General features: G+C 53.6%; 21 protein-coding genes, 2 tRNA genes and 1 pseudogene. 11 read left to right on the top strand and 13 right to left on the bottom strand.

The window, feature by feature from the left end:
* Window positions 1-46: 46 nt before the first annotated feature.
* A complete protein-coding gene (locus BRW62_RS04565) occupies window positions 47-253 on the top strand; it encodes a glycogen debranching protein (RefSeq protein ID WP_099798468.1) in 207 nt (68 codons plus the stop codon).
* A 133-nt stretch (window positions 254-386) separates the two neighbouring features.
* Here BRW62_RS04565 and tmk read toward each other — a convergent pair whose 3' ends face one another.
* Window positions 387-1,064 carry a dTMP kinase gene (gene tmk, locus BRW62_RS04570; RefSeq protein WP_376787931.1) on the bottom strand — a complete coding sequence of 226 codons (678 nt, stop codon included), beginning with the start codon at window positions 1,062-1,064 and terminating at the stop codon, window positions 387-389.
* Between the two features lie 225 nt (window positions 1,065-1,289).
* Between tmk and BRW62_RS04575 the strand changes: the two genes are divergently transcribed.
* Both BRW62_RS04575 and BRW62_RS04580 read left to right on the top strand, forming a co-directional pair.
* Entirely contained in the window at window positions 1,290-1,643 is a 354-nt protein-coding gene (locus tag BRW62_RS04575) for a hypothetical protein (RefSeq protein ID WP_099798470.1), read from the top strand.
* Entirely contained in the window at window positions 1,640-2,779 is a 1,140-nt protein-coding gene (locus BRW62_RS04580) for an NAD(P)/FAD-dependent oxidoreductase (protein ID WP_099798471.1), read from the top strand. The genes BRW62_RS04575 and BRW62_RS04580 overlap by 4 nt, the downstream gene beginning before the upstream one ends.
* On the opposite strand, the gene BRW62_RS04585 is transcribed toward BRW62_RS04580, so the two are convergent.
* Entirely contained in the window at window positions 2,745-3,275 is a 531-nt protein-coding gene (locus tag BRW62_RS04585; protein ID WP_099798472.1) for a GNAT family N-acetyltransferase, read from the bottom strand. The genes BRW62_RS04580 and BRW62_RS04585 overlap by 35 nt on opposite strands.
* Window positions 3,276-3,364: 89 nt before the next feature.
* Here BRW62_RS04585 and BRW62_RS04590 point away from each other — a divergent pair, with 89 nt between their 5' ends.
* On the top strand, window positions 3,365-4,087 hold the full coding sequence (locus BRW62_RS04590) for an ACT domain-containing protein (RefSeq protein ID WP_099798473.1): 723 nt from the start codon (window positions 3,365-3,367) through the stop codon (window positions 4,085-4,087).
* A gap of 110 nt (window positions 4,088-4,197) precedes the next feature.
* Here BRW62_RS04590 and mazG read toward each other — a convergent pair whose 3' ends face one another.
* Window positions 4,198-5,295: a nucleoside triphosphate pyrophosphohydrolase gene (mazG, locus tag BRW62_RS04595; RefSeq protein ID WP_099799833.1), complete on the bottom strand. Its 1,098-nt coding sequence runs from the start codon at window positions 5,293-5,295 to the stop codon at window positions 4,198-4,200.
* 190 nt (window positions 5,296-5,485) lie between these two features.
* Here mazG and hslO point away from each other — a divergent pair.
* The 4 genes and pseudogenes from hslO to BRW62_RS04615 all read left to right on the top strand — a co-directional run bounded on the left by hslO (window position 5,486) and on the right by BRW62_RS04615 (window position 9,221).
* Window positions 5,486-6,386, top strand: a pseudogene (hslO, locus tag BRW62_RS04600) (Hsp33 family molecular chaperone HslO).
* Between the two features lie 22 nt (window positions 6,387-6,408).
* The gene (locus BRW62_RS04605) at window positions 6,409-7,785 is read left to right on the top strand and encodes a 1-acyl-sn-glycerol-3-phosphate acyltransferase (RefSeq protein WP_099798474.1); all 1,377 of its coding nucleotides are present in this window, start codon (window positions 6,409-6,411) and stop codon (window positions 7,783-7,785) included.
* Between the two features lie 177 nt (window positions 7,786-7,962).
* Window positions 7,963-8,457, top strand: a complete 495-nt coding sequence (infC, locus tag BRW62_RS04610; RefSeq protein WP_376787932.1) for a translation initiation factor IF-3 — start codon at window positions 7,963-7,965, stop codon at window positions 8,455-8,457.
* Between the two features lie 14 nt (window positions 8,458-8,471).
* Window positions 8,472-9,221: a M50 family metallopeptidase gene (locus tag BRW62_RS04615; protein WP_099798475.1), complete on the top strand. Its 750-nt coding sequence runs from the start codon at window positions 8,472-8,474 to the stop codon at window positions 9,219-9,221.
* Here the strand turns inward: BRW62_RS04615 and BRW62_RS04620 are convergent.
* The 3 genes from BRW62_RS04620 to rpsB are packed head-to-tail and all read right to left on the bottom strand — an operon-like array spanning window position 9,215 to window position 11,746.
* Entirely contained in the window at window positions 9,215-10,099 is an 885-nt protein-coding gene (locus BRW62_RS04620; protein ID WP_227517578.1) for a tRNA (5-methylaminomethyl-2-thiouridine)(34)-methyltransferase MnmD, read from the bottom strand. The two genes, BRW62_RS04615 and BRW62_RS04620, sit on opposite strands and share 7 nt — an antisense overlap.
* A gap of 58 nt (window positions 10,100-10,157) precedes the next feature.
* On the bottom strand, window positions 10,158-10,952 hold the full coding sequence (tsf, locus tag BRW62_RS04625; RefSeq protein WP_099798476.1) for a translation elongation factor Ts: 795 nt from the start codon (window positions 10,950-10,952) through the stop codon (window positions 10,158-10,160).
* Window positions 10,953-10,969: 17 nt separating this feature from the next.
* Window positions 10,970-11,746: a 30S ribosomal protein S2 gene (gene rpsB, locus BRW62_RS04630; RefSeq protein ID WP_099798477.1), complete on the bottom strand. Its 777-nt coding sequence runs from the start codon at window positions 11,744-11,746 to the stop codon at window positions 10,970-10,972.
* 232 nt (window positions 11,747-11,978) lie between these two features.
* Between rpsB and BRW62_RS04635 the strand changes: the two genes are divergently transcribed.
* Both BRW62_RS04635 and BRW62_RS04640 read left to right on the top strand, forming a co-directional pair.
* Window positions 11,979-13,349, top strand: coding sequence for a folate/biopterin family MFS transporter (locus tag BRW62_RS04635; protein WP_099798478.1), 1,371 nt, complete (start codon window positions 11,979-11,981; stop codon window positions 13,347-13,349).
* Complete coding sequence (locus BRW62_RS04640) at window positions 13,346-14,827, top strand: carotenoid oxygenase family protein (RefSeq protein ID WP_099798479.1); 1,482 nt, start codon at window positions 13,346-13,348, stop codon at window positions 14,825-14,827. The genes BRW62_RS04635 and BRW62_RS04640 overlap by 4 nt, the downstream gene beginning before the upstream one ends.
* 998 nt (window positions 14,828-15,825) lie before the next feature.
* Here BRW62_RS04640 and BRW62_RS13285 read toward each other — a convergent pair.
* Genes BRW62_RS13285 through nblR form a run of 5 tightly spaced genes read right to left on the bottom strand, consistent with a single transcriptional unit; the run spans window position 15,826 to window position 18,547 of the window.
* Window positions 15,826-16,491, bottom strand: coding sequence for a DUF4335 domain-containing protein (locus tag BRW62_RS13285; RefSeq protein ID WP_198406162.1), 666 nt, complete (start codon window positions 16,489-16,491; stop codon window positions 15,826-15,828).
* Entirely contained in the window at window positions 16,491-17,117 is a 627-nt protein-coding gene (locus tag BRW62_RS04650) for a DUF3038 domain-containing protein (RefSeq protein ID WP_227517579.1), read from the bottom strand. The genes BRW62_RS13285 and BRW62_RS04650 overlap by 1 nt, the downstream gene beginning before the upstream one ends.
* Entirely contained in the window at window positions 17,114-17,320 is a 207-nt protein-coding gene (locus BRW62_RS04655) for a DUF751 family protein (RefSeq protein ID WP_376787933.1), read from the bottom strand. The genes BRW62_RS04650 and BRW62_RS04655 overlap by 4 nt, the downstream gene beginning before the upstream one ends.
* Before the next feature lie 29 nt (window positions 17,321-17,349).
* Window positions 17,350-17,877: a DUF192 domain-containing protein gene (locus BRW62_RS04660; protein ID WP_099798481.1), complete on the bottom strand. Its 528-nt coding sequence runs from the start codon at window positions 17,875-17,877 to the stop codon at window positions 17,350-17,352.
* On the bottom strand, window positions 17,858-18,547 hold the full coding sequence (gene nblR, locus BRW62_RS04665; protein WP_099798482.1) for a response regulator transcription factor NblR: 690 nt from the start codon (window positions 18,545-18,547) through the stop codon (window positions 17,858-17,860). The genes BRW62_RS04660 and nblR overlap by 20 nt, the downstream gene beginning before the upstream one ends.
* Before the next feature lie 66 nt (window positions 18,548-18,613).
* On the opposite strand from nblR, the gene BRW62_RS04670 reads away from it, so the two are divergent.
* A tRNA-Arg gene (locus BRW62_RS04670) sits at window positions 18,614-18,687 on the top strand.
* A gap of 199 nt (window positions 18,688-18,886) precedes the next feature.
* Here BRW62_RS04670 and BRW62_RS04675 read toward each other — a convergent pair.
* Both BRW62_RS04675 and clpX read right to left on the bottom strand, forming a co-directional pair.
* A tRNA-Ser gene (locus BRW62_RS04675) sits at window positions 18,887-18,973 on the bottom strand.
* Window positions 18,974-19,025: 52 nt separating this feature from the next.
* Window positions 19,026-20,348, bottom strand: a complete 1,323-nt coding sequence (clpX, locus tag BRW62_RS04680) for an ATP-dependent protease ATP-binding subunit ClpX (protein WP_099798483.1) — start codon at window positions 20,346-20,348, stop codon at window positions 19,026-19,028.
* Window positions 20,349-20,389 lie beyond the last annotated feature (41 nt).

Here is a 20,389-nt window from a genome sequence, read left to right on the forward strand (position 1 = left end):
TGTACAATACCTCTAATCATTCACACTGACTGTAAGGGAGCCAAGCATGACGATATGGGTAAGTGAACAAATTGACCCATCGGGTCTGCTCTACGCCTGTATCGCTTGCTGTGATGAGGCTCAAGCCCAAGAGTGTGTACAGTCATTTGAAAAAAATCTCACACCGGCGCAAAAGGCAGCGGGTTGGCAGGTTCGGTTACGTACGGTCACCTCTTGGGAAGATGTGCCCAGCACAGCTCTGAAGCTTGGCTAAGTTAGCATCAGCCACGGGTGCTGAGTTTGGTAAAGAAAGACAGAAAAAAGTAGCCAAACTGCGATGATTTGGTTACAAATGCAACAAATAATTATGAATTAATTATCGATCAGCATTTTCAAGCACTTGAGTGCTAGTCATACCACTGCCGTAGATGCTGATCCACACAGGTTTGAATGGCCTGACGGATCACCTCTGGAGGGGCATCTGCCTGAATTCGTTGCCAGCGATCGCCCCCAGCGGCAGCTTGGGCAGCAAATCCTGCTTGCACCCGCTCATGAAACGCAAGTGCTGTTTGCTCAAAGCGATCGCTCCTCCCCCGCTGGCGACTGCGCTCTAGACCCACTTGCGGGGGGACATCAAGCCACAACACCAGATCCGGCACCACTCCAGCAGTGGCAATGCGGTTGACCTGATCAATTAAGGCTAAATCTAAACCGCGACCATAGCCTTGATAAGCCACGGTTGAGGCGGTAAAGCGATCGCACAAAACAATTCCGCCTTGGGCTAACTGGGGTTGAATGCAGGTGGCCACATGCTGGGCGCGATCGGCGGCGTACAGCAGTAATTCACTAAGGGGGGCAATCTCCATTGTGGTGTGCAACAGCAGGTGGCGCAGATCTTGCCCAAGGGCAGTTCCTCCGGGTTCGCGGGTAACCACCAGCGGCGGGTCAATGCCACGACTACGGAGTTTTGCCAGCCATCCACTGGCCTGCAACCATTGGGCAATCTCTTGGAGTTGGGTTGTTTTGCCGGCTCCTTCACCCCCTTCCAGCACAATAAACGATCCCCGAGCGGGCACCGCGATCACCTTAGACACAGATTGCATGAATCAGGATGACATTGAGTAAAGTTTTGGTATAATCGCGGCATCCTGTCTTAGCATCTCCAGTCCTCCTTGGGGTGTTAGCAGCAGTCATAGTGATCAGTAAACCCCAATTTCTAGTGATGGCTGAGGGTTGGCTCGTCAAGTTGGGCATACACCCATTACACTGGAACCACTGTTTGCGAATAAACGGCTTACCACTGTACGATTATGGCTCGATATGCTCGTGTTGTCACTATTGCACTGCCCCGAGCACGGCTGAAGGAACAGTTAGTGCAAACATTACAGTCCTGCGAGCTGACGGTGATGCACGTCGGTGAGGATTATGTTGTTGCCCGAGAAACTGACCTCGATGATGTCTCTATGTCGCAACTGGTCACGGTGGAAGTGCTGATTGATAACGCAACCGCCCAGTCAGACGTGACTACGTTTGACTTGGTGCTCAAAAATAAAGAGTTAACCCTCAAAAAAGACAACCATTGTTTTGCTTGGTTTGATCGCATCAGCCGTGCCATTGCCGAAAACGAAAATTGGGAGTTGTTGAATAACGTGGCAACAATGTGAAAACAACGGCCACGATTACGATCGTTGGGGCTGGGGTGATTGGCGCGGCGATCGCCTACGAACTCAGCCGCGCTCTGAGCGCTGCTATTGTTGTCCTTGAAGCTCGCTCAGAGACTGAGTTTGCGGCTACTGGCGCTGCCCTTGGGGTCTTAATTGTGCAGCTGAGTCGGCGGCGGCGGGGGCGCAATTTTCAACTGCGACAGGCAAGTTTGGCACGCTATGACACCCTCATCCCTGAACTGGAGGCGGCCACAGGCGTAGAGATTCCTTACCAACGGCGGGGGATTCTAGAGGTCTTGACAACCCCAGAGGCGGCGATCGCCACTCAGTCATGGCTAGCAATCCATAGCGACCCCTCCTTAGAATGGCTGGAGCCAGCGGCAGTGGTCTCTGAGTTTCCGATGATCAATCCCCAAGTGGTGCACGGTGCCCTCTGGGCAAAGGGCGATCGCCAAGTGCATCCCCGCCGCCTCACCGCAGCATTGCGCCAAGCTGCCCAACAGCAAGGCGTAGAATTTTGGTACCACAGTAAAGTGCTTGAGGTCAAACAGGCCGGGGAGCAGCCGCTACAGTTACGCCTTGAAACAGGCACCTTAACAACGGAGTACTTGATTTTGGCCGCAGGACTCGGGACAACGCCCTTGGCTCAGCAGATCAATCATCCAGTACTGCTACAGCCAGTACTGGGGCAAGCCCTTGAGTTTGGCTGGGCAGCGCCTCCTACCTTACCAGTGCTCACTGCAGAGGATCTTCACCTTGTCCCTGTTGATCCACACCGGGTGTGGGTGGGGGCAACCGTCGAAGGCGATCGCTCCACAGGGGATTCCCAAGCCCTAGCAACCCTGCGTGAACAGGCAAGCCACCTCTGGCCAGCATTGAAAACTGCCCCCCTCCTGCGGCACTGGCAAGGGCTGCGTCCGCGACCCTGCGATCGCCCTGCCCCCGTTATTGAGCAACTTCAGCCGCGGGTGTGGGTAGCCAGCGGTCACTACCGCAATGGCATCCTGCTGGCACCCATCACTGCCCAGTTGGTGCGCCAAGCACTAGAAGAACATTTAGCCGTGGGCAAGGGGCACAAAGCACAGCAGCCTGTTAGTGACCCTAGCGAGAATTCGGATACCAAAACATCCCCTTAATCCCCTCAGGATCAGGGCGAAAGCCTAACTGGCGATAGAAATCAACGACGTGGGGATCGGCAAACAGGGTGATATTGCTAATGTCTTCACTGCGGAGTTCTTTGATCATCTGGCGCATGAGTTCTTTGCCTAGCCCCTGCCCCTGAAACTCAGGGTGCACCACTACGTCCCAGATAGTGGCATTAAACGCGTGATCTGAGGTGGCGCGGGAAAACCCGATTAAGCGCCGATACGCTCCCCGCTGCTCCCACATGGAAATTACCAAGAAGCTGAACTGGATGGCTTTTTTGACCTTGCGGATGGGACGACGCGACCAGCCCACGGCATCACACAGCTCCTCAAGTTCGTAAACGTCAATTTCTTTATCCTTGCTAAAGATAATTTGCCCTTCCGTACTGCTGTCCCGTTCTAGGGCAGCCTGAGAACCAAGACCAACGGCGGTTGTTGTCGCGCTCGTTGATGGTTGCGAATTAAACAGCGATTTCCAGAAGCTCATGCCAGTATGCTGGAGATGGGAATAACCCAAGTATTGGGACGTGACCAAGTGTAACCCGGCCTAGGCTATAGTATAGCGACTCTCTACCTATGGTTTCCGATTTTCAACTCCGTAACCTCGATGTTCTGAAGCGGTTTAATCGGTCGTTTCCAGATTTTTACGAGCAGTTTGTAGGTCGAGATGTGCAACTGCAAAACCTCAAGCTGGGGTTTCAAATCCATAAAACGAATCAGGCTGTTATCTATATTGTCCCAGAGGGCGATCGCTCGGTTCTCCACTTTGCCCACCGTAATCACTCCTACCTCCTCAGTGATCTGTTTGGGGTGATGGCGGCCTACAAGTTAACGATTCATAATGTCTCTCTTTATGGCCATGTACGGCCACCGATGCTGGTATTCGTAAAATTGGTGCTGTCAGATCAGGGTCGCCCTTTGTCCAAAAAGCGCAGTGAAAGTGTACGCCGTGCGTTGCAGCAAACCCTTAGCGGTGAGTTTGCCGTCGAAGAAATGCTGGCGGTGGAGTTTAACCTCGGGGAAGGACTCAGCCAAATCAACACTAGTTTTTACGTGGATCAAGTGTTTCATCTGCCAGCGCTGTTGATCGAGTCCACCAACCATCCTGCTCTGCTCTATAAAGTAATGCATGCTATTTGGCAAGAAGAACTGTTGGTGGTAAATGTTAACTTTATGCTCTGGCAAGGGCGGGTGCGGCTGCTGTTGTACCTCCTTGGCCCCAATGGCAACCTCATTCCAGACTATTTGGGGTCACGGATCGCCACTAAAATCAAAGAGCATTTAACAGGGAATGGGTAATGTAAACTTCCCCGCCCTTGAGAGGGACGGGGTTTCGCAACATCGGCGGGAAGCCCCCCACTGTATGTGTGAATTGTGCTTACTCAACGAAGATGAGTGTCGGGAGTCGTTCACCTTTGCTCAATAGGCGGCTCTTCAGGTTGCTCAGCCTCAGACGCTCCCTCAAGCTGCTGCTTTGCCTGTTGCCACAGGGCGTCTAGCTCCGCCAAACTATAATCCTCAAGGGGGCGGTCAATCGCTGCTTCAATTAGTTCTAGGCGCTGAATAAAACGTTGATAGGTCTGTTGCAGGGCTTGCACGGGGTCGAGCTGGCACCAACGGGCAAGGTTAATCACACTAAATAGTAAATCCCCCAGTTCAGCGGCCTGCTGGCTGGGTTCGCCCTTCAGCAGTGCTTCTTGAAATTCTGCTAGCTCTTCATAGAATTTTTCCCACGCGCCACTAATGGTCGGCCAGTCCAAGCCAGATCGGCTGGCACGCTCACCAATTTTGATGCCTGCGATCAGGGGAGGAAGAGTACGGGCATAGCGGTGCAGTTTTTGACTGAGGGGTAAAGAGGCCTCCTCGCCTTTTTCGCTAGCTTTAATGTGCTCCCATTGATCTCGTACGTCTTCGGCAGTGGTGAGTTCCACGGTGCCAAACACGTGGGGATGACGGCGGATCAGTTTCTCGGTAATGCGCTGGGCTACGTCAGCTATGGTGAATTGATCTGCTTCGGCGGCGAGTTGGCTTTGTAGCACCACCTGTAGCAACAGATCCCCTAATTCTTCAGCAATGGCCGCTGGCTGCTCCTGTTGTAGGGCATGCACTACTTCGTAGGCTTCCTCAAGAATGTAGGGAATTAAACTGGTGGGGGTTTGCTGCAAGTCCCACGGACAGCCAGTTTCTGGATGGCGGAGTTGCCGTACCACTGCGATGAGTTGGTTCAGCTGAGCAAGAGCCGGTGGTAACGGCGGCGGAAGGTAGAGTTGGAGGGGACACTCTGCGCTGGTGAGGTTGCTGAGGTCGCCAAGGGATAGGGCGATCGCCTGCTGCTGGGCATCAATCAGGCTGACGGTTGTTGTAGTAGGCCAATGGGACTGAAGCTGTTCACTTAAACGGTGGGCGATCGCCAGCGTCGGAATCTGGGTCACTAGCCCCCCTTCGGGCAGCACGGAGCCTTCTGCCAGTGCAGTTGCCGCAGTTAAAACGGTTAAGGGAGTCGCCATGGCGGACTGATCCTTGATTGCTGCCCAATTCACCACTACTGTGCAACCCCATTCCTGCTTGTCTCCCTATTTTACGTCGATTCAGGCGATTTGCAGAGTTACAGGTACGCCCAAGCTAACCCTCAATTGAGCAGTGGCTCAACAGCCAGTTATGCTAAATGTAACGAAAGATTGCAAACGTAGGGTCATCATGGCGGACTTTTTGTTACGAGCAACAGCAGCAGCCGAAGGCATTCGGGCAGTAGGGGTGATTACCACCCAGCTTACCGATGACGCTCGGCAGCGACACCAACTGTCCTACGTGGCCACCGCTGCCCTTGGCCGCACCATGGCAGCAGGCCTCATTTTAGCCTCTAGTTTTCAAGCAGCCCCAAGCCCGGGTTAACCTCCGCATCAAGGGCAATGGTCCATTGGGAATTATTTTTGCAGACGCTGGCAGTGATGGTACCGTGCGTGGCTACGTCCAACAGCCCCAAGTGGAGTTACCGCCCAATTCCCAAGGCAAATTAGATGTGGGTGCCGCCGTGGGAGGGCAGGGGTACCTCTACGTGATTCATGATCTGGGCTACGGCTATCCTTACTCCAGTACCGTCGAACTGGTTTCTGGGGAAATTGCCGAGGATATCACCTATTACCTTGCCACCTCAGAGCAAACCCCTTCAGCACTAATGCTTGGAGTGTTTGTTGGCGAAGAGGGGGTCACTGCTGCGGGTGGCTTAATGCTGCAAGTCTTACCCAAAGCAGCCAATGATGAGCATCTCATTGCCACCCTTGAGCAGCGGGTTGCCAATTTACGAGGATTTACACCGCTGTTACAGGCCGGTCGCACCTTGCCAGATATTTTTCAGGAATTATTGGGGGATATGGAGCTACAGATTCTACCCCAACGGCAAATGGTACGCTTTCACTGTGGCTGTTCCCAAGAACGGATGTTAGCGGCACTCAAGCTCTTGGGGGAAGCAGAATTAAAGGATATTCTAGCCACAGAGGCAAAGGCTGAAGCAACGTGTCAGTTCTGTAATGCTGTTTACTGGGCGGATCAGCCTATGCTGGAGCAGTTAATTGCCGAGCTAGCAACTGCCTCGGTTTAATCCGCTGCTGAGGAGGCTGCCCATGTCTAGTGCTGTGACTGCTGCTCGTCCCCCGTTGCACTTTTTACCGCAACGGTTTAGTTATCCAGTGTGGTGGGGGTGCTCGCGGCTGTTACCGCTGTACTTACGTTACGGCCTAGGCTTTCGCAAGATAGAGGGGGTCAATGTTGAGACCCTGGCACGTACCTATCAGCAATTTCAAGCCGGTCAACTGCGGTTGTTGCTGGCGTTTCGCCATCCCAGTACCGATGATCCCTTGGTCATGGGCTACCTGATGTGGCACCTATTGCCCCGTACCGCCAGACAAATCGGGATTCCCTTAAAATCGCCCACCAACGGCTATTTTCTCTACGATCGCGGGATTCCCCTGTGGGCGGGAGAGGCGGTAGGATGGCTCTTTTCGCGCCTAGGGGGCAGTTCCATTATCCGCGGCAAGCTGGATACCCAAGCGTTGCGGGCAGCGCGGGAGTTGTTACTGGAGGGGCGATTTCCCTTGGCAGCAGCACCGGAGGGAGCCACAAATGAGCACAATGAATTGGTGGCACCCTTAGAACCCGGGGTGGCTCAACTGGGGTTTTGGTGCTTAGAGGATTTAGCCAAAGCCGGGCGATCGCTCCCTGTGGTGATTTTGCCCATTGGCATTCAATACACCCTAGCTAGCCCCTCATGGGCACGGATTGCGCACCTCATGGATCAGCTAGAGCAGCGACTGGGGTGTGGCACCACTGCAAGCGGTACGGACGTAGAACTGCTGTACCGTCGCTTATTTAACGTGGCAATGCACTTGTTAGATTGCTTAGAAGAGTTTTATGCCAAGTCCTATCGGCAGCAGTTTCCCCCGCTGCCAGCCTTTGAGAATGCCAATGCCGAGCTGGCGGCGCGATTGCAGCGGCTGTTGCACAGTGTCCTTGTGGTTGCAGAAGACTACTTTGGCCTCAAGCCCAGCGAGGATTTTATGGATCGCTGTCGGCGCATTGAGTACGCCGCGTGGGAGCGAATGTTTCGCGGAGACTTAGATCAGCTTTCTACCGTAGAGCGCTGTCTGGCAGACTGGCTGGCAGAAGAAGCGAATGTGCGGCTCCGGCATATGCGTTTAGCGGAGCGGTTTACCTCAGTGACCGGCAGCTATGTGCGCGAGCAACCCAGTATTGATCGCTTTGCTGAGGTGGTGCTCATCCTCTGGCGCACCTTTGATTGGCTCGAAGGAAAGCACTCGAATGTCAATGGGCTAGTAGGGCCGCGGCAGGTGCGCTTAAGTGTCGGTGAACCAATTGATTTGGAGCATTACTGGCCCCTCTATCGCCGCGATCGCCGGGGGGCGCGGCAAGCCCTTAACGACGTCACCACTGCTATTCGAGCGCAGTTTGAAGCCCTTATTGTGCCCACAACGAACGGATAACCAACCACCATCTGTGCTGAGGGTTCTGCCATTCCTCCGCTAAGATGTATAGCAGGGAGCAGCAATGCTTGTTACCCTAAGTAGGAGCAATTCATTGCTCTTGTATATTTGCTCATTGATTGTATTACGACACAGGTACCAGTGGCTCTCACCAAAAAAACACAGCAAGATCAACCCATGATTAATGAGCGCATTCGTTTTCCACGGGTGCGAGTTGTTGATAGCGACGGCTCTCAATTGGGCATTATGACCTCTCAAGAGGCGATGGCGATCGCCCGCGAAAAAGAACTTGACCTCGTTCTTGTCAGCGATAAGGCCGATCCGCCGGTGTGTAAAATCATTGATTACGGTAAGTTTCGTTTTGAGCAAGAAAAGAAAGCGCGTGAAGCCCGCAAAAAGCAACACACCTCTGATGTTAAGGAGGTGAAGATGCGCTACAAAATTGAAGAACACGATTACAATGTTTGCATTAACCGCGCGGAGCGCTTCATCAAAGCAGGAGATAAGGTAAAAGCAACAGTCACCTTCCGGGGACGGGAAATTCAGCACTCTCACCTTGCAGAAGACCTGCTCAAGCGGATGGCCAATGATTTACAAGCCATAGCCGAGGTGCAGCAACCTCCAAAACAAGAAGGCCGCAATATGATTATGTTTTTGGCACCGAAACGCTGATTTTGCTAGTCGCAATGGTTAAGTTTCGCCCCGATCGCTCGTTGCAACTACCGGTGGCACCTGTGTCCTCCCACGGGGGTCTCTGGTTAATTGCTGCCGCTGTTGCCACAGTGATCCTCTGGCAGGTACCGCTGGGGAACTACCTTCTCTATCCGTTTACAATTTTAGCCACATGGTTTCATGAAATGGGGCACGGCCTCACCGCTATCCTGCTGGGGGGCTACTTCCGTGAATTAGTCATTTTCCCCAATGGTTCAGGGTTTGCCCACTATGGTGGCGAGGTGTTGTTGGGGCGGTTGGGGCATGGGTTGGTGGCGATCGGCGGGCCACTGGGGCCAGCCATTGCTGGTAGTGTGTTGATTTTGTCATCGCGATCGCCGCATGCAACTAGCCTTTGCCTCCAAGCCTTAGGCATTATTATCATGGTTTCAACCCTTTTGTGGGTGCGCTCCCTGTTTGGCATTCTCGTGATGCCCCTCATTGGGTTAGGGGTACTATTGATTGCCTATCGGGGAAGCCGCTGGCTGAAGGACTTTAGTATTCAATTTTTGGGGGTGCAAGCCTGTATTAGTACCTTTCAGCAGGTGGGCTACCTCTTCACCTACAGTGTTCCCAGTGGTCACCTCTCCGACACGGGTTTACTGCAAAAGTATCTGTTTTTGCCCTATTGGCTGTGGGGTGCGGCAATTTCGTTCTTGACAGTGGCGCTGCTGGTATGGAGCCTGAAAACCGCCTATAGCTCTCCCCCCTCGCTGCCTCAGTAAATTCCCCAGCGTCGTCGCCATTGGCTGGTGGACTCCCGCCCTGAGGTCTGCTGCTCGGCATACCGCCGTGCCTGAATCTGCTGCGGCGTATCTATAAGGCAGGGGTCACGATAGGGAATGCCGGCGCGGGTTTGCAGGTGCTCCTGTTCCATCGCAGACAGGGGAATCAAGCCTGAAGACTGCCAGCGGGCAATGGTGCCCTGAGACCACTCATGAGGGGCGTGGGGGGCACGCAAGGGCAGGGTGCCAATGTGCAAACCGGCCGCTAACAGTGCAGATCGCACCGCTGCTGCGCGGGAGTAGGTGGCCAGATACCCATCGGGCGCCAGACACCGCGCCACAACCCGCAAAAACTCGACGCTCCACAATTGGGGACACCGCTGCGGCGAAAAGGGGTCAAGGAAAATTGCATCGGCCTGAAAGCCGCTAGCTGCAAGGTCTTGAATGGTTTGGCGGGCATCGCCTAGGCACAGTTGCGCCTGACAGTTCGCTGTGGTGTAGCGGTGGTGGTGCGCCAAGGCACGTAGAACCTCGAGGACGGACTCCGGCCAGGGTGGCATGATGGCGATCGCCGCCACCGGAACCGTTGCATCCAGTTCCAGACCAACCACTGTAATATGGCAATGGGGATGCCGCTGCCAGATCACATCGAGGGCGGCGGCGGTATTGTAGCCAAGGCCATAGCAAATATCCAAGAGGGTGACATGGGAGCGTTGGCTTTTTTCTTCTAGCGCAGTAGCGATCGCAAACTTTTCTAGAGCTTCCTGCTGCGCACCCGTGCGGCTATGAAAGCTCTCACCAAATTCTGCTGAGAAGAAGGTGGTCGAGCCATCAGCGGTAGGTTGAGGCAGCCATACACCCATGGGACGCTCCGACATTCACAAATACAAATTGGGCAACACGCAACCCTAGCGAATAGACGATGCCTCGTGGTAGCTATGACCCCTTTTTGTTTTTGCCAGTGGAACGGCTCTTACCGCTCCCTTTCTTGCTTTTCGAACTTGAACCAGCAAAGCCTTTCGACTCGGCCTCCGTTGGTGAGGGAGCCGGTTCCGGTGCCGGCGCAGCAGCAGCCATGGCTTGGGTTTGTGCTGCTACCTCCTGCGCAAGATTAGTCTCCTGCTTTTCGATACCTTCCCCCAAAACAAAGCGTTGGAATCGCCGTACTTGGATATTTTCCCCTAGTTCAGCGATTTTTTCCTTCACTAGCTCTTCAACGGTCTTAGACTGATCGCGAATAAAGGGCTGATTCAGCAAACACAACTCTTTCAGCGTTTTTTCTAGCTTGCCGGCAACAATTTTTTCCTTGACCTCCGGTGGCTTACCTTGCAGGGCATCAGAGCCAAGAGCAATTTGGCGTTCCTTTTCCTTATAGTCAGCCGGAATATCATCGATAGAGACAAATTCCACGTTTGGACACGCAGCAATTTGCTTGGCAATATCTTGAACCAGTGCCTTGAATTTTTCGTTGCGGGCAACAAAGTCGGTCTCGCAGTTGACCTCGACCAGAACCCCAATGCGACCGCCGGTGTGGATGTAGCTATCCACCAGTCCTTCACTGGTGACACGGCCTGCCTTTTTACCGGCTGAGGCTAAGCCCTTTTGCCGTAGCCAAGCAATGGCCGCTTCCATGTCGCCGTTAGACTCTTGCAGCGCTTTTTTGCAGTCCATCATGCCGGCACCGGTCTTGTCGCGCAGTTCTTTGACTAATTTGGCTGAAATCTCTGCCATGGTGTGTTCCTCAACGATTAAGCGTCAGATTCATCGGGAATATCAAGGGATTCAGCATCGCCATCTGCACTTTCATCCTCTTCAGGAAGATCGAGTTCTGGCTCATCCAACTGGCCATGGCGACCTTCGTAGATCGCATCGGCCAGCTTGCCCACAATCAGCTTAATGGAACGAATGGCATCATCGTTAGCCGGAATGGGAATATCCACTTGATTGGGGTCACAGTTGGTATCTAATAGCGCCACAATGGGAATGCCTAACTTTTGACACTCAGCTACGGCATTGTACTCTCGTTTGACATCAACGATGATGGCCACATCGGGCAAGCGACGCATTTGCTTAATACCACCAAGGTACTTTTGCAGTCGCGATAGCTCTCGCCGCAGTGTCGAGGCTTCTTGCTTGGGACGCAGATCAATGAGGCCACTTTCTTCCATGCTTTCTAGTTCTTTGAGGCGATCCACGCGGGTTTTAATCGTATTCCAGTTGGTGAGCATTCCCCCCAACCAGCGTTGGTTCACATAGTAGCTGCCGCAACGCAACGCCTCTTGATGGATGATGCCCGCTGCTTGCCGCTTTGTGCCAATAAACAAGAAGCGTTTGCCTTTTTCGGAGGCCTCACGGATGTAGTGATAGGCTTCATCCACCAGTTGAGCCGTTTGCACAAGGTCAATGATGTGCACCCCATTGCGAACGGTAAAAATGTAGGGTGCCATGCGGGGGTTCCAACGCCGCGCTTGGTGGCCAAAGTGAACCCCTGCCTCGAGCATCTGGGCAAGGCTTAAAACAGACATTCAGTTGTACTCCTATGGGTTAAGCGACCATCCGCCATCATCCGGTGAGGACACCCAAGGGGACGGATGTGTAAAATTCACAGACTTTCTATCATAGCAAGTTTAGTCTCTCTTTTTTGAGGCGCATTTTTGTGCCGCAGCAGAAACCAGAGCATCTTAGCTTCAGACTCCCATAGCAATTTCCAGCATCCCTCGATATGATGGAGGCAATGCCGTTACTTAACATTTAGTAATGTTGGTACAACCTTCGCAACCTCAACGCTGGTTCCAGTGGTTACAAAAAACACTGCTGTTTGGTCAAGACCCCAGTGGTGAATTGTTTGCCATTTTGTTGGTCTATTTTGTGCAAGGGGTTTTGGGGTTGGCACGGCTAGCCATCAGTTTTTTCTTTAAGGATGAATTGGGTCTCTCTCCGGCTGAAGTGGCGGCGTTGATGGGGGTGGCGGCACTACCGTGGGTGATCAAGCCGGTATTTGGCTTGGTCTCCGATAGTTGGCCCCTCTTTGGCTTTCGGCGCCGCTCTTACCTAGTCCTTTCGGGGCTATTGGGATGCGGGGCATGGCTGAGCTTGGGAACTTGGGTGCAAACGGCGTGGCAAGCGACCCTAGCGATTCTGGTTGCCTCCATTGCCATTGCCCTTAGTGATGTCATTGTTGACTCCTTAGTGGTGGAGCGGGCGCGTCAGGAGTCAGCCACTGAAACAGGAACGCTGCAATCCCTAAGCTGGGCAGCCACGGCCTTGGGGGGAATCCTCACGGCTTACTTCAGTGGTCAACTGCTGCAATGGGTGAGTACGCGCACGGTGTTTTTGCTCACGGCCACCTTTCCCCTACTGGTTTCAGCGGTGGCAGGGGCGATCGCTGAAGATCGCATCAGGGTTGCTCCAGACCTGCGGCAAACATGGCAGCACATTGGTCGCGTGCGCACGGCAATGATGCAAAAGACCATTTGGCTGCCGGTCGCTTTTCTCTTTCTTTGGCAGGCTACACCGGGGTCAGAATCAGCGTTTTTCTTTTTCACCACCAATGCGCTAGGGTTTGAGCCAGAATTTCTGGGACGGGTGCGCCTTGTCACCAGTGTGGCATCGCTACTGGGAGTATGGCTCTTTCAGCGCTACCTTAAAACTTTACCCATTCGTACAATCTTTTTCTGGAGTACCATTCTCTCAGCCGTGCTGGGTTTATCGAGTTTAATTCTGGTGACCCATCTCAATCGCCAATGGGGCATTAGTGATGAGTGGTTTAGCTTGGGGGATAGCCTTGTTCTGGCGGTGATGGGTCAAATTGCTTTCATGCCAGTGTTAGTGTTAGCCGCACGCCTGTGCCCCCCAGGGATTGAAGCCACTCTGTTTGCGCTACTGATGTCCATTAGTAATCTTGCTAATTTGGTCTCCCATGAACTGGGGGCGCTTCTGACCCATTGGTTGGGGATTACAGAGCATAATTTTGACCGATTGTGGTTGCTGGTGCTAATAACCAACGTGAGTACGCTGCTGCCCTTGCCCCTGCTCGGTTGGCTACCCCAGCAGATTAAGCCCCCCACCTCTAGCGCCACCAAGGCGACTGTCTCTGTTGATGTTGAATTGGAGCCAAGTGTCTCATGACTGGATTATTGACCGGCGATCGCCCCTATAGCATGGCCGACTGGCGGGGCGGTACTCAGTCTCTCACTGAAGAATACGACTATTGGATTGATGAAGTGGAGGGCACTGTTCCCAAGGATCTCAACGGTACCCTCTACCGTAATGGCCCTGGCTTACTGGAGCGGGGTGGGGTCTCCCTTGCCCATCCCTTTGATGGTGATGGCATGATCTGCGCCTTTCACTTTGAACAGGGGCGGGTGCACTTTCGCAATCGCTACGTGCGCACAGCCGGGTTTCTAGAAGAAGAAAAAGCCGATCGCCTTCTCTATCGCGGTGTCTTTGGCACCCAAAAGCCCGGGGGCTGGCTGGCGAATTTTTTAGACACTCGCATTAAAAATATTGCCAATACCCACATCATTTATTGGGGGGGCAAGTTACTGGCTTTGTGGGAAGCAGGTCTTCCCCATCGTCTGGATCCGGCCACCCTAGAGACCCTAGGGTTAGACAATCTAGACGGCCTCTTAGGCGAACACGATGCCTTTGCAGCGCATCCCCGCTTTGACCCCCAAACGCAACGGCTTGTTAACTTTGCACTCAAGCCCGGACTCAATACCCGCATTCACCTCTACGAATTTGCTGCCACGGGAGAGTGTGTCTCGCAGCCCGTCTTCCAGATTCCTGGGTTTGCCTTTATTCACGACATTGCGCTCACCCCACACTACGCCATTGTGTTTCAAAACCCGGTGCGGCTCAACCCCTTACCTTACCTATTGGGATTGCGCGGAGCAGCGCAGTGTATTCAATTTAATGCCAACGAGCCCACGCGCATCTGGCTTTTGCCAAGAGCGGGGGGGGCACCGCAACAGTTCACAATGCCAGCCTGCTTTGTCTTTCATCATGCCAATGCCTATGAAGCTGGCGACGAGATTCACATCGAGTCCATTGCCTACAGCCACTTCCCCACCCTCGACCCGGGCACAGATTTTCGTGAGGTGAATTTTGCATCTCTCCCCGCCAGTTTGCTGTGGCACATCACCATCCATCGACCCACGGACAAGGTAATCTCAACCATAGTGGACGATCGCCCCTGCGAATTTCCAGTGGTGCATCCAGCTAAGGTGGGGCAGCCCTACCGCTACACCTACCTAGCGGCTGGTCATGATCCTAAGATCAATGCCCCTTTGCAGGCACTTTGGCGGCGCGATCGCCACAGCGGTGAGCAGCAGTTTTGGTCAGCAGCACCCCAAGGATTTGTCGGCGAACCCATTTTTGTCCCCCGGGGTCTCGATCAGGGGAGTTTTCTCTGGCACGGCTCCCAAGACGAAGACGATGGCTGGGTGTTACAGGTCATGTACGATGCCAGTTCCCACACGTCCCAATTACTGATTTTTGATGCTGCGGCCATCCATGGCGGCCCCATTGCCCGTCTGCACCTAAAGCACCATATCCCCTATGGGTTGCACGGCTCATTTACAACTTACAGCGGTTTGCATAACTAACTGGCACAGCAGCAGCAGTGAGCAAAGTCATTCTTCAACGTCTCAGAAATTGTTTCTGCAAGAATTGTCCCATATCGTTGCGGAAACCGCTGTATTACAACTGTCTTTATGGGCCATCTCTTCCAGAGTTGTGGCGATCCGAAATTCGCTGTGACTCTCTACCCTCTCTAGATAGCCTCAGCCACGCGCACAACGTAGGGCTATGGCAGGCGTTGCGTTGGATTGACACTCCCACCACCTAAAGGTGGGGGATTCTTACGCAGTCCATAAACGAACTCATAAAGGCGTTGTCAAGACGCCCCTACACAGTTCCTAGAGGCAAAGCCCCAAGGTTCTGCTTACTTGTAACAACTGTCGCCGATTGGGTTTTTCACCAAGGATGGCGACCAAGTATAGTTTAACACAGAGCAACTAAAGTTGCTTTAGGGCTTTTCCACCCCGTACTAAAGTACGGAGCTACCAAGCTAACCCTCTGTGTTGTCTTTCTCAACGTGGTGAAAAGGATCCCTCAACTAAACCCCTCAAAGAATTTAACTCTCGCCAAAAACCTGTACAGTGCCGGACGGCATCAGCACTAACCGTAGCAAGATGGGCTGATTGCTGCCAAAGGGACTAGCCAAGGGGCTTTCCCGTAGGGGAATGGGGGTGCGATCAATAAAGCGTACCGCAGCGCCGTTCAGGGGTAATGCCTGGGCAAGGGTGCCGTCAGGATTCAGAACCAGCCGATACTCTAGAGATGTGTCTAAACTAGTGGGGGCTGCCAGCGATCTTGAAAATACGTTTTTACTTCCCGCAGGGTTGTGGCTGACACAGAACTACTGGCGGGCGGCGCAATTGGTGCGGCGCTAATGCCTGCAGAGACGCGACTTTGGGGAGACTCGACCACCACATTATTTTGATCCGGATTTTGATCCGGCACGGGAGCGGGTTCAACAGCAGCGATAGGTGGGGAGGGAGCACTGCCGGTGGGGGCATCTCCGGTGGCGGCGGTAGGGGAACTAGCTCGGTGGTACTGGGGGGGTGGCCGGGGGAGCCTCTGGTGTGGTTGGCAGGGGAGCAAGTTCAGGATTCAGGGTTGGTTCCGGCAAGGGCAGCGGTGTTGTTAACGATGGCAAGCTGGCCTGATCTGTGGGAATAGGCGCTTGACTGAGGGGCATCGGTGAGCGCAGCAACCACTGTTGGCTGAGGGTGAAGACAGCTAAAACCCCTACGGCAATGGCAGTGCTCTTAAGCCAAATGGGAATTTGTGCCAGTTTGGCTTGGGAGGTGGCCACCAGCTCTGGTAAGGGTTGCATGGCGGCTGACCAGTCATCTAAGACGGTGGCTAAGTCGTACAGCTCGGTCAGTTTGAGAGCTACAACCTCGTGCTCTGGCCAATGGAGTTCGTGCTCCAAGAGAGATCGCGATCGCAGGGAAATGTTATCTTCCCTAACGGTAACTGGTGTGACTCGGCGACTCAGCAGCGCATCAATGTAGGTATTGACGGCGGTTTTTAAGCGATAAAGCTGGCGATCGTTGCCTGTCACAGTGAGTTGTTGACCGAGGTGGAGGGTAAAGTGCAGCGATCGCACGGGGGCACGGGGCAAGGTTTGGCTCAGGGGCAAAAATTCAGCGGCGACCTCAAGCTCGCAAGTGGGCTGGTGATAGCTTAGCGTCGTACTCATCAGGCATCTGAGTGGGGAAACAGGGTGGGTAGATCGGCGGTGGGTTGTGGGGTGGGTTCTGGCTCCAGTAGCTCTAGAGGTGGCTCTTCTGGTGGGGCAGTTCGCTCTAGTAGCGCCATCCAAAGGCGGCGCGATCCTTGGGGCGTACTGTAAAACAGCAGATCAACCAGTAAGTCTAAGCCTAACTGCGTCAGCTCTTCGCCATTGAGGCTGGGACTAGCCATTCGTTCTGCATACAAACTGGTAAAACGATCCAGATAATCCCCTAGCAGGGGATCATGGTATGGAGGGTGCTGCTGTTCCACCTGCTGTTGCCAATGCTCGACCGCTGTGCGAATGGTTTGCTGATGGCGCTGAGCTAAGCGGCTGCAGACAAGAGCAAGAGCACGGGCTTCATCAATATCCAGCTTGCGACGACCACTACGACCCCGCCGCAAGGGGCTGGATTGGCGTAGTCGCCATAGCCCAACCCGATCCGGTAGGTACGCTTCAAACCCCATGGCTCCCGCCAAGGCCAAAACCTCACCTGAGCCAATATGAGCCAGTGCCTCAAGGCTGAGGAGAATCAGGTCAATCTGCGCTTTGATCGGCAGTGAGGTGGCCAGCATAGGGTAGGAATGGGTCAAACAACCGGGAGGCCCAGCATGGCTCGTAGCGTTAAGGCCACAAACGCCAACAGGCCGACCATTAGCCCCACCAAGGCGATCGCGCTGGCGGGGCGCTTAAAGAGAGGCACCAGTGGTTCAACGACATTCCAGACCACCCCGAGCAACACTGTGACAAAGTAGCGTTGATACCGTAGAACGTTTTCCCAAAAGCCATCCATGATTGGTTTCCTTGGAAATTGCCACCATGATACTACTTTGGCAGCATCGATTGTGGTGCATCTAAGTATTGAATGGTGAGGGGATCGCCCACCCTGAGTCCCAGTTCATCCGCCCGTCCTGCCGCCAGTTCCAAGACATAATCAACGGGTACCCCAGACTCGTAGGTCGGACACTCTTGGGTTTGGCAGGGGGGAGCATCGGCAACAATGGCCACCACTTGGCCGGATCGAATAAAGATTAAGTCTAAGGCAATTAAACAGTTCTTCATCCAAAAACTGGCCACTTGGGGCGGTGACACCGGAAAGAGCATGCCGCGATTGGCAGCTAATTGCGATCGAAACATCAACCCCAGTTGCTGCTGTGCTGGGGTACGCGCTACCTCCAACTCAATCCAAGTGTCATGAATGTTGACCTTGGCGGTAATTGGTAGGTATTGCGGTACCCCCCTACTGATCCCTGGGGGGCGATCGCCTTGACTGAGGGCTTGGCAGCCGAGCAATAGACTGATGCTGATGAGTAGCACCCCCAAAAAACGGATGTTACCCTTCCCGTAAAACATAGCCCACTCCCCGTACAGTGTGAATCAACCGTTTCTCCCCCTCCGGTTCAATTTTTAAGCGCAAATAGCGCACATAGACTTCAATGACGTTAGACTCCCCTAAAAAGTCGTAGCCCCAAACATTTTCAAGAATCTGTTCACGGCTGAGAACGTCCCGGGGGTGCTCCATTAAAAATTTTAGGAGTTCATACTCCTTCATCGTCAGGTCAATAGTGCGGCCATTGCGCTCTGCACGGCGGGTGAGCAAGTCAAGGGACAAATTATCAAACCGTAGGACTTCCCCGTGCGCAACGGGAGGCTTAAGGTAGAGCTGGATCATCTGCAGAAATGGCTTGGGGGTGTAGGGCAGTAACAAGTAATCGTCTGCGCCTGACTCTAGGACTGCGATGCGATCCTCGAGGCGATCGCTTTCCATGAGCACCACAATCGGAAGGCTCATACCTGCTTCCCGTAGCCGTTGGCACAGTTCTAGGTTGCTCAGACGCCCGATATAGCGATCCATCACAATCAGCGCAGGCTGCCACTCTTCACAGGCTAGATGACAGTCCTTCTCTGAGGTAGCAATGACTGGGTCATAGCCCGCAGCCTGTAAGTCTTGGCCTAGCCGTTGCGATAAATTATTGTCCGTGCAAACAAGCAGTAGGCGAGATGGCGGTGCAAAAGACTCCATCGATAGTATCCTTGGTGTGCAGTTCTTCTTCTAGCTTATGCGCTGTGAGAAAATGATTTGTGAGGTGCGCCCGTAGCTCAGTGGAATAGAGCAATCGCCTTCTAAGCGATTGGTCGTTGGTTCGAGTCCAACCGGGCGTGTTGTAGCCTATGGGTACTGGACTGGCTAGCACCACTGCCAGTATCTGCTCGGCAGTTCTGTCAACTACACCGTCACAAACTTGGCTGACGATCTCGAAGGCATCAGCCATAGCCCCATCAACCGCTATGTGCGTGGGGAGACGGATAAGCGGCATTCAACTTTGTTGTATCTCAGATGCCGTAAGGCGTTGAGCGGTTACGGAGAGGGGGGGATTCGAACCCCCGTTAGGTGTGACCCTAAACTTGATTTCGAGTCAAGCGCATTCAACCACTCTGCCACCTCTCCAGTAGCACGGTTTTTCATCATAGCAAAGGCGATCGCCCCTCGCAAAGATACGCTAGGCCGAGAGCGTAGGCAGCGACGACGGATGAAGCAGCAACTCTGCGGTAGAGCGTTTTTCAACCATTTCTGGGGTAATGGTGCATTCTCGCAGATCCTTGCGGGAGGGTAACTCGTACATCACATCTAGCATGATTTCTTCGACAATGGCACGGAGGGCACGCGCACCCGTTTTGCGGCGGTAAGCTTCTTTGGCGATCGCCTCAACCGCAGCCGGTTCAAAGCGCAACTCAACGCTATCCATGCGCATTAACTTCTGATACTGCTTGAGGAGAGCATTTTGAGGTTGCGTGAGAATTTCTGCGAGGGCTTCGACGTTCAACGGCTCTAGCACCCCAAGTACCGGAATGCGACCAATAAACTCTGGAATCATGCCATACTTCACCAAGTCCTGCGGCTCAAGGTGTTGCAGCAAGTCGGCGGCGCGTTTTTCCTTGGGTAGGGGTTCACCATCGCGAACAAAGCCCATGGCCTTCTTGCCAATTCGTAGCTCAATGGTCTTCTCAAGACCCACAAAGGCTCCCCCACAGATAAAGAGAATGTTCGTAGTATCGATTTGAATACAGTCTTGGTAGGGGTGCTTGCGCCCACCTTGGGGTGGCACGTTGGCAATGGTTCCTTCCAGCATTTTCAGCAGGGCTTGCTGCACCCCTTCCCCAGAAACATCTCGGGTAATCGAAGGATTTTCGCTTTTGCGGGCGATTTTATCAATTTCGTCAATGTAAATAATGCCGCGCTGCGCTTCTTCCACATCGAGGTTAGCGGTTTGTAACAGCCGTAGCAGAATGTTTTCCACATCTTCCCCCACATAGCCCGCTTCAGTAAGGGTCGTGGCATCGGCAACGGCAAAGGGCACATCCAACATTTTGGCAAGGGTTTGCGCCAACAGGGTTTTACCGCTGCCAGTTGGCCCAATCAAGAGGATATTGGATTTTTGCAGCTCAACGCTATCATCCCCCTGCTGCTCAGTATCAAGCAAGCTCAGGCGCTTGTAATGGTTATAGACTGCAACCGAGAGGATTTTTTTGGCTTCGTGCTGACCCACCACATAGTTATCAAGGTATTCCTTAATTTCGCGAGGTTTAGGCACTTGTCCTAAAGGGCGAGGACGCGGCTGACTGCGGGGCGATCGCGGCGTGGTGGGTTCGCGCCGCGGGGGGGTGGGGTTGGGAACTGTGGTTAATTCCTCATCCAAAATTTCATTGCACAATTCAACGCACTCATCGCAGATATAGACCCCAGGGCCAGCGATGAGTTTACGCACCTGTTCCTGTGACTTGCCACAAAAGGAGCACTTGAGGTGGGTATCATATTTGGCCATAGGGAACCTCTAGGGTTGCAGGCTAGCAAAGTGGGAGAGAT

Source organism: Thermostichus lividus PCC 6715 (assembly GCF_002754935.1).
In the GTDB taxonomy this organism is placed as follows: Bacteria; Cyanobacteriota; Cyanobacteriia; order Thermosynechococcales; family Thermosynechococcaceae; genus Thermosynechococcus; species Thermosynechococcus lividus.